Genomic DNA, 13,847 nt, shown 5'->3' with positions numbered 1-13,847 from the left:
CGGTCGGGTTCCCTACGGTCAGCGCATGGGCCAGCTGAGCTTCGCCGATGTCGATCCGCTGGCCGACCTCACGCTGCGGGAGACCACCTTCGTCGTCGTCGACCTGGAGACCACGGGCGGACGGGCCACCGGCGACAACCACGACGCCATCACCGAGATCGGTGCCGTCAAGGTGCGCGGCGGCGAGGTATTGGGAGAGCTGGCCACCCTGGTGGATCCCGGGCGCAGCATCCCGCCGCAAATCGTCGCGCTGACCGGCATCACCACCGCGATGGTCTGCGATGCACCCAGGATCGAGTCGGTGCTGCCGTCGTTTCTCGAGTTCGCCCGCGGCGCGGTGCTCGTCGCCCACAACGCGGGTTTCGACATCGGGTTCCTGCGTGCGGCCGCCGAGCGCGCGGACATCGCGTGGCCGCGGCCGCCGGTGCTGTGCACGGTGCGCCTGGCCCGTCGGGTGCTCACCCGCGACGAGGCGCCCAGCGTGCGGCTGTCGGCGTTGGCCCGGTTGTTCGGCGCCTCGACCACGCCCAACCACCGCGCCCTCGACGACGCCCGCGCCACCGTCGACGTGCTTCACGGTCTCATCGAGCGCGTCGGCAACCAGGGCGTGCACACGTATCCCGAGCTGCGCGCGTATCTGCCCGACGTCTCCCCCGCCCAGCGCCGCAACCGGCACCTCGCCGCCTCGCTTCCCCACCGGCCCGGCGTCTACCTGTTTCGCGGACCCGCCTCGGAGGTGCTCTACATCGGGACCGCCGTCGACCTGCGCCGTCGCGTCGGTCAGTACTTCAACGGTGCCGACCCGCGCACCCGCATCAAGGAGATGGCCTCGCTGGCCACCGTGGTCGACCACGTCGAATGCGCCCATGACCTGGAGGCCGGCGTGCGGGAACTGCGGCTGCTCGCCGCGCACGCACCGCCCTACAACCGCCGCTCGAAATTTCCGCACCGGTGGTGGTGGGTCGTGTTGACCGACGAGCCCTTCCCGCGCTTCTCCGCGGTGCGCTCACCGAGGCACGACCACGCCATCGGCCCGTTCCGGTCCCGCGCCGACGCCGCGCAGACGGCGGAGCTGCTGGCCCGGTTCACCGGGGTGCGGACGTGCACGGCGCGGCTGGGCCGGTCCGCACTGCACGGCCCGCGGTGCCCCGAACGCGAAATCTCGCCGTGCCCGGCACCGCGCGACATCACCGCCGCCGACTACGCCCTCGCACCGCAGCGCGCCAGGGATCTGATCGAAGGCGCCGACAGCCGGGTCCTCTCGGATGTGCTGTCGCACATCACCGATCTGGCGGACCGTGGCCGCTACGAAACCGCCGCACGGCTACGGGATCACGCGACCACCGCCATCGACGTGCTTTGGCGTGGCCAGCGGTTGCGCGCGCTTGCCGACGTCAGCGAGCTGGTCGCGGCGCGCCCCGACGGGTCGGGCGGCTGGTCTCTCGCGGTGATCCGCCACGGGCAGCTGGCAGCGGCGGGTAACGCACCGCGAGGCGTTCCCCCGATGCCGGTGGTCGATGCGATATGTGCTGGCGCACAAGCGGTTCTGCCCACCGAGGCGCCTCTAGGTGGCGCACTCGTCGAGGAGACCGCACTCATTGCGCGCTGGCTCGCCCAGCCGGGTGTGCGGATCGTGCGCGCCGAATCCGGTTACGCCTCACCGGCAGGCGCCGCGGGACGGTTCTCGGACTGGTCCGCTGCAGCACGCTCGGCGCGGGTCGCAGCCGAACAACTCGCCGAAATACGTTCCGACTCAGAGCTTCTGACCGAACCCCACCCAACGCGCGAGCAGCTGTTCCGCGGCACCGGAGTCGATGGTCTCGGCGGCCTTGGCCAGTCCCGACTCCCACGCAGGCACCCACTTGGCGTCGCTGGATAAGCCAGCGTGGGCCACCAGCGCCCCAGCCGCGTTGAGCACCACCGCGTCGCGCACGGGCCCCTTGGCGCCGCCGAGCACTTCGCGCACCGAGGCGGCGTTGGCCTGCGCGTCACCCCCGACCAGCTCCGACAGTTGGGCGCGGGCGAACCCGAACGCCTGCGGATCGAAGGTCAGCTTCTCGACGGTGCCCGCCTGAACGCGCCAGATGGTGCTGGTCGTGGTGGTGGTCAGCTCGTCGAGTCCGTCGTCGCCGTGCACCACCAGCACGCTGGAGCGGCGCGAGGCGAATACGCCGGCCATCACCTCGGCCAGTTCCGCCCATGCGCACCCGATCAGCCCCGCGCGCGGCGATGCCGGATTCGTCAGTGGGCCAAGCAGATTGAAGACCGTCGGCACCCCGATCTCGCGGCGCACCGCTCCCGCATGCCGATACGACGGATGGAACTGCGGCGCGAAGCAGAAGCCGATGCCGACCTCGGCGACGCAGCGCGCGACATCCTCGGGGCTCAGGTCGATGCGCACCCCGAGCGCCTCGAGCGTGTCGGCGCCACCCGACAGCGACGACGCGGCTCGGTTGCCGTGCTTGACCACCGGCACACCGGCCGCGGCCACCACGATCGCCGCCATCGTGGACAGGTTCACGGTGTTGGAACCGTCGCCCCCGGTGCCGACCACGTCGACGGTTTCGGTGCCGATCGTCTCGGTCGGCACCAGCCGCGCATGTTTGAGCATGGTGTCAGCCAGTTCGGCGACCTCCGCGGGCGTCGGGCGCTTCATCTTCATCGACACGCCGAAGGCGGCGATCTGTGCCGGAGTCGCCGTACCCGTCATGATTTGGTCCATCGCCCAGCCGGCCTGCCCCGGTGCAAGCGCCTGACCTGTGGTTAAGCGGCCGAGGAGCTGGGGCCACGTGGGCGCATCACCGGAAGTCACGCGCTGATTATGACTAATTGCTCACCCGGGTGGAGTTCAACAACTACAAAGCGTCATACTTGCTCCTGTGACGAGCGCTGTAGGCACCTCGGGGACCGCTATCACGTCGCGAGTTCATTCACTGAACCGACCCAACATGGTCAGTGTTGGCACGATCGTGTGGCTCTCCAGCGAGTTGATGTTCTTTGCCGGACTGTTCGCGATGTACTTCACCGCCCGCTCGCAGGCCGGTGGCGACTGGCCGCCCCACCCCACCGAGCTGAACCTCGTGCAGGCGGTACCGGTCACGCTGGTGCTGATCGCATCGTCGTTCACCTGCCAGATGGGTGTGTTCGCGGCCGAGCGCGGCGACGTGTTCGGGCTGCGCCGCTGGTACGTCATCACGTTCCTGATGGGCCTGTTCTTCGTGCTCGGGCAGGGCTACGAGTACATCCAGCTCGTGTCCGAGGGCACCAGCATTTCCAGCAGCGCCTACGGATCGGTCTTCTACCTGGCCACCGGATTCCACGGCCTGCACGTCATCGGCGGCCTCATCGCCTTCATCATGCTGCTGGCGCGCACGCGGATGAGTAAGTTCACCCCCGCTCAGGCCACCGCTGCGATCGTCGTGTCGTACTACTGGCACTTCGTCGACATCGTGTGGATCGCCCTGTTCGCTGTTATTTACTTCGTCCGATGATCGGTTCACCGATGCGTCCGATGACCGGCTCACCGATGCGTCCGAACAGAAGGGGTTCGATGACCGAGAAGGCCACCGAAACCGGCAAAGCGACAGTCAAGCGTCGTCGCCTGCGCCGCCGACTGTCAGCTGCGATGCTCCTGCTCCTCGGGCTGGGACTCGCCGGCGGCCTTGCGGCCACGCTGACGCCGACGCCCCAGGTCGCGGTTGCCGATGAGTCGCAGTCGGCGTTGTTGCGCACCGGCAAGCAGCTGTTCGACACCTCGTGTGTCAGCTGCCACGGCGCGAACCTGCAGGGTGTCGCCGACCGCGGGCCCAGCCTCATCGGTGTCGGCGAGGCCGCCGTCTACTTCCAGGTCTCCACCGGCCGCATGCCCGCGATGCGCGGCGAGGCCCAAGCGCCGTCGAAGCCCCCGCAGTTCGATGAGGCCCAGATCGACGCGCTGGGCGCGTACGTGCAGGCCAACGGCGGCGGACCGGTCGTCCCGCGCGACGAGAACGGCGCCGTCGCCAACGAATCGCTGCTGGGCAACGACGTCGCCCGCGGCGGCGATCTGTTCCGCCTCAACTGCTCGTCATGCCACAACTTCACCGGCAAGGGTGGCGCGCTGTCGTCCGGCAAGTACGCACCCGACCTGTCCGGGGCCAACCCGGCGCAGATCTATACCGCGATGCTGACCGGCCCGCAGAACATGCCCAAGTTCTCCGACCGGCAGCTGACGCCGGAAGAGAAGAAGGACATCGTCGCCTACGTCCGGATGGCCACCACCGCTCCTGACCCCGGCGGCTATGGCCTCGGCGGCTTCGGACCGACGTCCGAGGGCATGGCGATCTGGATTATCGGCATAGTGGCCGTGGTCATCGCGGCCCTGTGGATCGGAGCGCGAGCATGAGCGACGGTAGCGACGGCGGCACTGTGAAGGGAACCGACACCCCGGGTCAGCAGGGCGTGCCCGGTCAGCCCACCGACGCCGAGCTCGCCGCGATGTCGCGCGAGGAGCTGCTGAAACTCGGCGGCAAGCTCGACGGTGTCGAAATCGTCTACAAGGACGAGCGCTGGCCCGTCCCCGGCACCAGAGCCGAGAAGCGCGCCGAACGCCTCGTGGCGTACTGGCTTATGCTGGGCGGCCTTTCGGGGCTGGCCCTGCTGGTCGTGTTCCTCTTCTGGCCGTGGGAGTACAGAAGCGGAGCCGACCCCGACCATCTCTGGTACGACCTCGCCACACCGCTGTACGGGTTGACGTTCGGGCTGTCGATCCTGGCGATCGGCGTCGGCGCCGTGCTGTACCAGAAGAAGTTCATCCCTCAGGAGATCTCGATCCAGGAGCGCCATGACGGCCGCTCCCCCGAGATCCAGCGGAAGACGGTGGTGGCCAACCTCACCGATGCGCTGGAATCGTCAACCATCAAGCGGCGCAAGTTGATCGGCTTGTCGCTCGGGGCGGGGCTCGGCGCGTTCGGCCTCGGCACGCTGGTGGCGTTCGCCGGTGGGTTCATCAAGAATCCGTGGAAGCCGGTCGTACAGACCGCCGACGGCAAGAAGGCCGTGCTGTGGACCTCCGGATGGACTCCGCGCTATCCCGGCGAGACCATCTATCTCGCCCGGGCGACCGGCAACGGCACCTACACCAAGATGCGCCCCGAGGACATCGACGCCGGCGGCATGGAAACCGTCTTCCCGTGGCGGGAATCCGACGGCGACGGCACGACCGTCGAGTCACACCACAGGCTCTCCGAGATCACGATGGGTGTGCGTAACCCCGTCATGCTGATCCGCATCAGGCCGACCGACATGCACAGGGTCGTGAAGCGGAAGAACCAGGAGAGCTTCAACTTCGGTGACCTGTTCGCGTACACCAAGGTGTGCTCGCACCTTGGTTGCCCGTCGTCGCTCTACGAGCAGCAGACCTACCGCATCCTCTGCCCGTGCCACCAGTCGCAGTTCGATGCGCTGCATTTTGCGAAACCCATATTCGGTCCGGCTGCGCGCGCGCTGGCGCAGTTGCCCATCACCATTGATAAGGATGGATACCTGGTCGCCAACGGCGACTTCATCCAGCCCGTCGGCCCGGCATTCTGGGAGCAAACAAATTGAGTCCGAAACTGCCAAAACCCCCGAGCCCGGCCGAGATTGCGGCCGCGCAGGGTGACGCAATCGATTCGCGTTACCACCCCTCGGCGGCGGTGCGCCGACAGCTGAACAAGGTGTTCCCCACCCACTGGTCGTTCCTGCTGGGTGAAATCGCGCTGTACAGCTTCATCGTGCTGCTGATCACCGGCGTGTACCTGAGCCTGTTCTTCGACCCGTCGATGGCCGAGATCGTCTACGACGGCGTCTATCAGCCGCTGCGTGGCATCGAGATGTCCAAGGCGTACGCGTCCACCCTCGACATCAGCTTCGAGGTGCGCGGCGGCCTGTTCGTCCGCCAGGTTCACCACTGGGCGGCGCTGCTGTTCGCCGCGTCGATCATGGTGCACCTGGCCCGCATCTTCTTCACGGGCGCGTTCCGCCGTCCCCGCGAGGCCAACTGGGTCATCGGCTCCCTGCTGCTGATCCTGGCGATGTTCGAGGGCTACTTCGGCTACTCGCTGCCCGACGACCTGCTCTCGGGTATCGGCCTGCGGGCCGCCATGAGCTCCATCACGCTCGGTATGCCGGTCATCGGCACGTGGCTGCACTGGGCGCTGTTCGGCGGCGACTTCCCGTGCGGCGGCGTGGGATACCAGTGCGCCCAGGACGGCTACTGGCTCCCCCGCATGTACTCGCTTCACATCCTGTTGATTCCAGGAATCATCCTGGCGCTCATCGGTATTCATCTCGCGCTGGTGTGGTTCCAGAAGCACACCCAGTTCCCCGGCCCCGGTCGCACCGAGACCAACGTCGTCGGTGTGCGGGTCATGCCGGTGTTCGCCGTCAAGTCGGGCGCGTTCTTCGCGATGACCACCGGCATCCTCGGCCTGATGGGCGGTCTGCTGCAGATCAACCCGATCTGGCAACTGGGGCCGTACAAGCCGTCACACGTGTCGGCAGGCAGCCAGCCCGACTTCTACATGATGTGGACGGAAGGCCTGGCGCGTATCTTCCCGGCCTGGGAGTTGTACTTCCTCGGCCACACCGTGCCTGCCCCTGTGTGGGTGGCGCTGATCATGGGCCTGGTCTTCATGCTGCTGCCGCTCTGGCCGTGGCTGGAGAAGAAGTTCACCGGCGACGACGCGCACCACAATCTGTTGCAGCGTCCGCGAGATGCACCGGTGCGCACCGCAATCGGCGCCATGGCGATCGCGTTCTACCTGGTGCTGACGCTGTCCGCCATGAACGACGTCATTGCCCTGAAGTTCCACATCTCGCTCAACGCGACGACATGGATCGGGCGCATCGGCATGGTGGTGCTGCCGGCGATCGTCTACTACATCGCCTACCGGTGGGCCGTCGGACTGCAGCGCAGCGACCGCGCGGTGCTCGAGCACGGCATCGAGACCGGCATCATCAAGCGGCTGCCGCACGGTGCCTACATCGAGCTGCACCAGCCGCTCGGCCCGGTCGACGAGCACGGTCACCCGATTCCGTTGGAATACCAGGGTGCACCGGTGCCCAAGCGGATGAACAAGCTCGGTTCCGCAGGCGCTCCCGGCTCGGGCAGCTTCCTCAGCGCCGACCCGATGTCGGAGCACGAGGCGCTCGCCGAGGCCGCGCACTCCGCGGAACGCAAGGCGCTCACCGCGCTGCGCGAGCACCAGGACCGCACCGTCTCCACAAACGGCGAGACGAACGGGCATCACTAGAGCGAAACCGGACGCCGCCCCCGCGGGGCGGCTCCGGCTTACGCGCACGCGCTTCCTCTGAGTCCCCTGGACTCGTCTCACCTTGCCGCACACCGGGTTACGCCCGCGGGTAGCCAAGCCACGGTGTCACTGAGCTGAGGGCGGCGTACTCACAACGGTCTGCGGGTCGCTCAGTCCGCTCACATCGCGCCGTAAGGCGGTCCTCCACCATGACCCCACGCGGGGCCAGCCTTAGAGGCTCTCCTCGCCTTCCAGCAGGGTGCGCAACTCGCGTAGGTAGAACCACGGAATCGCCGGCATTGCCACCGTGACGAGTCCCGTGAGCACAAAGAACACCCACGCGGCCGTGTCGCTCTCGACGGCCAACAGATAGGTCGCCACACCGATCGCAACCATGGCGATACCGATCGCGCACGCGATCAACACGGCGCAGCGCAGCCACACCTGGTCGATGGCCGCCACCAGCGGGGCGGGCAGTGACGTGCTGTGCGTGACCGCTGCTGCATAGCCCGGGCCCGAGTGGATGCGGCCCGACGTCGTGTCCGAAATCCGCAACTTCTCGGTGGGCAGCTGGTCACCGTGGCCGCTCTCCTGCCATCGGCCCGGCGCTTGGCGTGGTACGGGGCGCGCGGGTGATTCGGCATCGGCCATGGCCTCGCGGCGGGCCCGAATCAGAAGCGGCACTGCGCCGATGATCACCGCGGCCGAGACCGCGATGACGATGTACAGCAACCACGGTGTGCCCGCTTCACCGGAGGATTCCTGATGGGCGGTGCCCAGGTCGACCAGGGCCACGATGGCGGCGGCCATGGCGCCCAGCGCTGCCAGCCAGATCGCCGCGCAGGCGCCCAGCAGGATGCGGTCGGTGCGATCGAGCTCGCCGGGATCCAGGCCAGGGCGCACGCTCAGTCCCCCCAAAGTATCGGTGCCGTAGGGCATTTAGCAGGCCGTCTGTGCGGAGTTGTTGGTGTTGGAGGACAGCACGGTGCCATCGCTGGTGGTGATCGAGCAGTTCAGTCTGCTCACCAGGAACAGGCTCGACGCCTGCACCGAACCCACCTCGGACTGCGAGATGGGCGTCACGGTCAGCGACCACGGGATGTAGACGTTGCGCTGGGTCCGGCTGCGGCCCGACGCATCGATGTAGGTGACCGTGATGATGTCCCCGGGCGCCTTCGTCCCGGTCACCGAGTAGGTCACCTGCCGCGGTCCCGCGCGCGTCGTGGTCGGCGGGGGCGGCGGCGGGGTCTCCGGCGGCGGAGGCGGCGCCTCGGTCGGTGATGGTGGTGGCGGCGGCTCCGGCTCCTCGGTGACCGTCACGGTCTCCGGTGGCGGCGGGGGCGGCTCCTCCGTGGTCGGTGGCGGTGGGGGCGGCGGCGGAGTCGTCGTGGTGATCTCGTCCTGCACCGGTGGCGGAGGCGGGGTGCTGGTCGTGGTGTCCGGCTTCGCCAGGTTGCTGGTGTCCGTGCGGGTCACCAGGACCGAGACGGAGACCACCAGCGCGATGGCGGCGATGATGGCCACCACGCCGACCACCCAGGGCCACCGCGGCGGCTCGGGCTGGACGTAGTTGTCGCGGTCGTAGTTGTCGTAGTCGTACAGGCTGGCATCGGCGGGCACATAGGGTCCGCTGGTGAAGTGTTCCGATTCCGGTGCCGAGTAGGCCTGCGAGAAGGTGGAGGGTTCGCTGCTCTCCAACCCACCGGGACTGCCGCCCGGCTCCTGACCCGGCAGATCGGCCCCTTCAGGGCCCGGGGGGTTCGGCCCGCTCATCTACGCCTATCCTTCTTGACTCCATGCCCCGGCAACACTACCTAAACACCTGGTCCGGATGAATATCGGCGCACGTGTTGCGAACGAAGTAGTGCCCCTATTGTGACCTTCTGCTCGGCGGTGTCGCCAAGGGCAGGCGTCAGTGCTTCTCGGGTCCGGTGTAGTACTCGAACACCAGGCCGCCGACCGTCGTCAGGACGAAGCAGACGCCGGCCACGATGAGCCACGGGAGCCAGAGGGCGGTCCCGACGGCGGTGACGGAGGCCGAGAGCGCGATGAAGATAGGCCACCAGCTGTGCGGGCTGAAAAAGCCCAGCTCGCCGGCGCCGTCACTGATCTCGGCGTCCTCGTAGTCCTCGGGCCGGGTGTCCAGGCGTCGGGCCACGAACCGGAAGAACGTGCCGGTGATCAACGTCAGACCGGCGGTGAGGACCAGTGCCGTGGTACCGGCCCACTCCACGCCGCCGTACTGGAACATCTGCGTCAGCACGGCGTAGACCACCGCCGACAGGATGAAGAAGGCGGTCAGGAACTCGAACAACCTGGCTTCGATATGCATGTGGTGTCCCTACTTGCTGGCCTGCGTTACCTGGGGTGCCTGCTCGCCGCGGCGGGTGTCGAACGGCTTCGTGGTGATAGCCAGGGGCGGCTGGTTGATGGCCTGCAGTGCCTCGGCGTTGGTCTTGCCGTCCATGCGCTGCTCCAGGTACGCCTTGAAGTCGTTGGGCGACACCACCCGAAGCTCGAAGTTCATCATCGAGTGGTAGGTGCCACACATCTCCGTGCACCGGCCGACGAACGCGCCGTTCTGGTTGATCTCGGTGATCTGGAACACGTTGTCGGAGTTGTTCGGTTCCGGGTTCGGCAGCACGTCGCGCTTGAACAGGAACTCCGGCACCCAGAAGCCGTGAATGACGTCGGCCGAGGCGATCTGGAATTCGATGCGCTTACCGGACGGCACGACCAGGACCGGGATCTCGGTGGACGTGCCGAGTGTCTCGACCTTGTCGAAGTTCAGGTAGGAGCGGTCCTCGGGGTTCTTGCCCGCGATGGCGCCGAACTCGCCGCCGTGCTCACCCTCGACGCCCTCCGGCCCGGATGCCACAGCTTCCTTGCGCTCGGGGTCGGCGCCCTCGTAGCTGAACGTGCCGTCGGCGTAGTTCACGCTTTGGTAGCCGAATTTCCAGTTCCACTGGAAGGCGGTGACGTCGATGGTCACCTCGGGGTTGGGCTCCTTGTGCAGCATCTTCTCCTGCACCACGACGGTGAAGTAGAAGAGCACGGAGATGATCAGGAACGGCACGACCGTGAGGACCAGCTCCAGCGGCATGTTGTAGCCGAACTGGCGCGGCAGCTCCGTATCGCCCTTCTTGTGGCGGTGGAACGCCGAGGTCCAGAAGATCAGGCCCCACACGATCGCACCGACCACCAGCGAGGCGATCACCGAGCCGATCCACAGCTCACGGTTTAGATGCGCCTCCGGGGTGATGCCGCGGGGCCAGCCCAGGCCCAGAACCTCGGACCAGTCACACCCGCTGAGCAGCACCGTCATGCTGCCGAGTACGACTGATAACGCCACCACCTTCACACCGCGAGGTGTCACGCTGGCGCCTCCTAGAAGTCGGAACAGAAAGCCGAATACTACGCAGCGTAGACCACCCCCGGACGCAGGTCGCGACACACTCCCACATACGGGCGTTCCTGCCCTTCGCGACCAATTAGGCATACTGGCGCGGTGTGCGGACTGCTGGCTCTGGTTACCGACCCGTCCGCTGAGAATTCCACGGATCTCGTAGCGGCGGTGTCGGGCGCGTCGCACCTGATGCGCCACCGCGGACCCGATGAACCGGGTGCGTGGGCGGACGACACGGTGCGCCCGACCACGGTGCTGGGGTTCAACCGGCTGTCGATCATCGACATCGCGCACAGCCACCAGCCGCTGCGCTGGGGCCCGCCGGAGTCCCCCGACCGCTACGCCCTGGTGTTCAACGGCGAGGTCTACAACTACCTCGAACTGCGAGAGCAACTGCGCGTCGACCACGGCGCCGAGTTCGCGACCGACGGCGACGGCGAGGCGATCGTCGCCGCCTACCACTACTGGGGCACCGAGGCACTCACCCGCCTGCGCGGCATGTTCGCGTTCGCGCTGTGGGACACGGTCGAAGGTGAATTGTTCTGCGCCCGTGACCCGTTCGGCATCAAGCCGCTCTACATGGCCACCGGGCCCGGCGGCACCGTCTTCGGCAGCGAGAAGAAGTGCCTGCTGGATCTCGCGGGGATCGTCGGGATCGACCTCGGCATCGACGAACGCGCGGTGCAGCACTACACGGTGCTGCAGTACGTGCCCGAACCGGAAACCCTGCACCGCGGTGTGCGCAGGCTCGAGTCGGGCAGCTACGCGCGGGTGCGGCCCGGGAAACCGCCCGAGGTGACGCGGTATTTCACGCCGCGGTTCGCCGCTGTGCCGTTTCCCGCCCGTTCGGACGCCGACGGTGAACGCGCCCGCTACGACGAGATCACCGCGGTGTTGGAGGACTCGGTGGCCAAGCACATGCGCGCCGACGTCACCGTTGGCGCGTTCCTGTCCGGCGGCATCGACTCGACCGCGATCGCGGCGCTCGCCATGCGGCACAACCCGCGGTTGATCACCTTCACCACCGGCTTCGAACGCGAGGGCTACTCCGAGGTCGACGTCGCCGTCGCGTCGGCCGAAGCCATCGGCGCACGGCATGTGACGAAGGTGGTCAGCCAGGCGGAGTTCGTCGATGCGCTGCCCGAAATCGTCTGGTATCTCGACGAACCCGTCGCCGACCCGGCGCTGGTCCCGCTGTTCTTCATTGCCCGCGAGGCCCGTAAGCACGTCAAGGTGGTGCTCTCCGGCGAGGGCGCCGACGAACTCTTCGGCGGCTACACGATCTACCGGGAACCGTTGTCCCTGCGCCCGTTTGACTACTTGCCGCGGCCGGTGCGGCGTTCCCTGGGTCGGGCGTCCCGACCGCTGCCCGAAGGTATGCGCGGCAAGAGCCTGCTGCACCGGGGATCGCTGACGCTCGAGGAGCGCTACTACGGCAATGCGCGCAGCTTCTCCGATGAGCAGCTGCGCGCGGTACTGCCCGGCTTCCGGGCCGAATGGACCCACACCGACGTCACCGCGCCGGTCTACGCCGCGTCCCAGGGCTGGGATCCGGTGGCCCGCATGCAGCACATCGACCTGTTCACCTGGCTGCGCGGCGACATCCTGGTCAAGGCCGACAAGATGACGATGGCCAACTCGCTCGAGCTGCGCGTGCCGTTCCTGGATCCCGAGGTCTTCGCCGTCGCGTCACGTCTGCCGCTGGACCAGAAGATCACCAGGACCACGACGAAGTTCGCACTGCGCCGCGCACTGGAGCCCATCGTGCCCGCGCATGTGCTCAACCGGCCGAAGCTGGGCTTCCCCGTCCCGATCCGGCACTGGCTGCAGGCCGGCGAACTCCAGGACTGGGCGTACCGGACGGTCGCCGATTCACAGGCCGACGAGCTGATCGATCTCCCCGCCGTCACCAGAATGCTCGACGAACACCGAAGCGGCGTAAGCGATCACAGCCGACGGCTGTGGACGGTGCTGATCTTCATGCTGTGGCACGCGATCTTCGTCGAGCGCAGCGTGACCCCACGGATCAGCGAGCCGACGTATCCGGTGCAGCTGTAATCACTTGAGCGCGTTGGCGATTTCCGCGCCTGCCTCGGTGCCGTAGGCATCGGTCAGCCGCTGTACGGCCTCCTCGCGGTCCCAGCTCCACTCCTGCGGCCCCGGCGCCTCGAACACGAGAACGGCGACCAGCGACGCCAGTTGAGCCGATCGTTCGTAGCTCAGTCCTGCGCTGCGCCCGGTGAGGAAACCGGCGCGGAACGCGTCGCCGATACCGGTCGGGTCGGCCTGACGCTTCTCCGGGACGACGTCCACGTGGATGAATGTGCCGTCCTTGCTGACGAGGTCGACGCCCTTGGGCCCCAACGTCGTGACGCGCAGGCCGATCTGACTCATCACCTGAGCCTCGGTCCAGCCGGACTTCTGCAGCAACAGGTCCCACTCGTAGTCATTCGTGAACAGATATGTCGCGCCGTCGATGAGCTTGCGGATCTCCTCGCCGGACAGCCGGGCCAGCTGCTGGCTGGGGTCGGCGGCGAACGCCAGGCCGAGCTTGCGGCACTCCTCGGTGTGCAGGAACATCGCCTCGGGATCGTTTGCGCCGATGATCACCAATTCCGGTGTGCCAACCCGCTTTACGACGTCGGCGAGGCTGATGGTGCGCGCCTCCGACATGGCGCCGGGATAGAAGGACGCGATCTGCGCCATCGCGTCGTCGGTGGTGCACACGAACCGCGCCGTGTATGCGGTATCGGAGACGAGCACGCTCTCGGTGTCCACGCCGACCGACTCGAGCCACGAGCGGTAGTCGTCGAAATCCCTTCCGACGGCGCCGATGAGGGTCACGTCCCCACCCAGCACGCCGATGGCGTAGGCCATGTTGCCCGCGACGCCACCGCGGTGGATGACCAGATCGTCGACCAGAAAGCTCAGCGACACCTTCTGCAGGTGTTCGGGCAGGAGTTGTTCGGAGAACTTTCCGGGGAACCGCATCAGATGGTCGGTCGCAATTGATCCGGTCACCGCAATCGTCACGGAACGTCACCCTTCATTATTTATGCCGTCTAGGTAAATCTTACCGATCGGGACACCCGCTCGAGGTGCGCTAACCTGCGTACGAGTACCCGCTCGGTCACTGTAGACAGACCGTTTCCGACGCACACTTTTGG

Annotated in this window: 11 protein-coding genes and 1 pseudogene; 6 read left to right on the top strand and 6 right to left on the bottom strand. The window is 67.2% G+C overall.

From position 1 onward, the window contains the following. Nucleotides 1-25: 25 nt before the first annotated feature. Nucleotides 26-1,816 (top strand): annotated as a pseudogene (locus G6N43_RS14975) (DEDD exonuclease domain-containing protein); the annotation flags it as partial. Here the strand turns inward: G6N43_RS14975 and trpD are convergent. After that, the gene (gene trpD / locus G6N43_RS30490; RefSeq protein ID WP_234810125.1) at nt 1,754-2,830 is read right to left on the bottom strand and encodes an anthranilate phosphoribosyltransferase; all 1,077 of its coding nucleotides are present in this window, start codon (nt 2,828-2,830) and stop codon (nt 1,754-1,756) included. The pseudogene G6N43_RS14975 and the gene trpD overlap by 63 nt on opposite strands. A gap of 49 nt (nt 2,831-2,879) precedes the next feature. Here trpD and ctaE point away from each other — a divergent pair, with 49 nt between their 5' ends. From ctaE to qcrB, 4 genes are read left to right on the top strand one after another with little or no spacing between them, the layout of a single operon-like run. Beyond that, a complete protein-coding gene (ctaE, locus tag G6N43_RS14965; protein ID WP_083152931.1) occupies nt 2,880-3,491 on the top strand; it encodes an aa3-type cytochrome oxidase subunit III in 612 nt (203 codons plus the stop codon). Between the two features lie 59 nt (nt 3,492-3,550). Next, entirely contained in the window at nt 3,551-4,384 is an 834-nt protein-coding gene (gene qcrC, locus G6N43_RS14960; protein ID WP_083152960.1) for a cytochrome bc1 complex diheme cytochrome c subunit, read from the top strand. After that, nucleotides 4,381-5,586, top strand: a complete 1,206-nt coding sequence (qcrA, locus tag G6N43_RS14955) for a cytochrome bc1 complex Rieske iron-sulfur subunit (RefSeq protein ID WP_083152961.1) — start codon at nt 4,381-4,383, stop codon at nt 5,584-5,586. The genes qcrC and qcrA overlap by 4 nt, the downstream gene beginning before the upstream one ends. Continuing rightward, on the top strand, nt 5,583-7,274 hold the full coding sequence (qcrB, locus tag G6N43_RS14950) for a cytochrome bc1 complex cytochrome b subunit (protein ID WP_083152932.1): 1,692 nt from the start codon (nt 5,583-5,585) through the stop codon (nt 7,272-7,274). Before qcrA ends, qcrB begins: the two co-directional genes overlap by 4 nt. Before the next feature lie 231 nt (nt 7,275-7,505). On the opposite strand, the gene G6N43_RS14945 is transcribed toward qcrB, so the two are convergent. The 4 genes from G6N43_RS14945 to ctaC form a co-directional block, all read right to left on the bottom strand. Beyond that, the gene (locus tag G6N43_RS14945; protein ID WP_083152933.1) at nt 7,506-8,213 is read right to left on the bottom strand and encodes a DUF2561 family protein; all 708 of its coding nucleotides are present in this window, start codon (nt 8,211-8,213) and stop codon (nt 7,506-7,508) included. Beyond that, nucleotides 8,214-9,047, bottom strand: a complete 834-nt coding sequence (locus tag G6N43_RS14940) for an MmpS family transport accessory protein (RefSeq protein WP_163658114.1) — start codon at nt 9,045-9,047, stop codon at nt 8,214-8,216. Nucleotides 9,048-9,186: 139 nt separating this feature from the next. Continuing rightward, entirely contained in the window at nt 9,187-9,606 is a 420-nt protein-coding gene (locus tag G6N43_RS14935; RefSeq protein WP_083152934.1) for a cytochrome c oxidase subunit 4, read from the bottom strand. Between the two features lie 9 nt (nt 9,607-9,615). Beyond that, the gene (gene ctaC, locus G6N43_RS14930) at nt 9,616-10,599 is read right to left on the bottom strand and encodes an aa3-type cytochrome oxidase subunit II (RefSeq protein ID WP_244960522.1); all 984 of its coding nucleotides are present in this window, start codon (nt 10,597-10,599) and stop codon (nt 9,616-9,618) included. A gap of 183 nt (nt 10,600-10,782) precedes the next feature. On the opposite strand from ctaC, the gene asnB reads away from it, so the two are divergent. Then, a complete protein-coding gene (asnB, locus tag G6N43_RS14925; protein WP_083157332.1) occupies nt 10,783-12,738 on the top strand; it encodes an asparagine synthase (glutamine-hydrolyzing) in 1,956 nt (651 codons plus the stop codon). Here the strand turns inward: asnB and G6N43_RS14920 are convergent, their stop codons facing one another. Further along, the gene (locus tag G6N43_RS14920) at nt 12,739-13,713 is read right to left on the bottom strand and encodes a carbohydrate kinase family protein (protein ID WP_083157331.1); all 975 of its coding nucleotides are present in this window, start codon (nt 13,711-13,713) and stop codon (nt 12,739-12,741) included. It abuts the gene before it with no gap. Between the last annotated feature and the right edge of the window lie 134 nt (nt 13,714-13,847).

This window comes from Mycolicibacterium moriokaense, assembly GCF_010726085.1.
In the GTDB taxonomy this organism is placed as follows: Bacteria; Actinomycetota; Actinomycetes; order Mycobacteriales; family Mycobacteriaceae; genus Mycobacterium; species Mycobacterium moriokaense.
The sequence above is the reverse complement of the archived record's forward strand: the minus strand, read 5'-3'. Positions and strand labels throughout refer to the sequence as shown.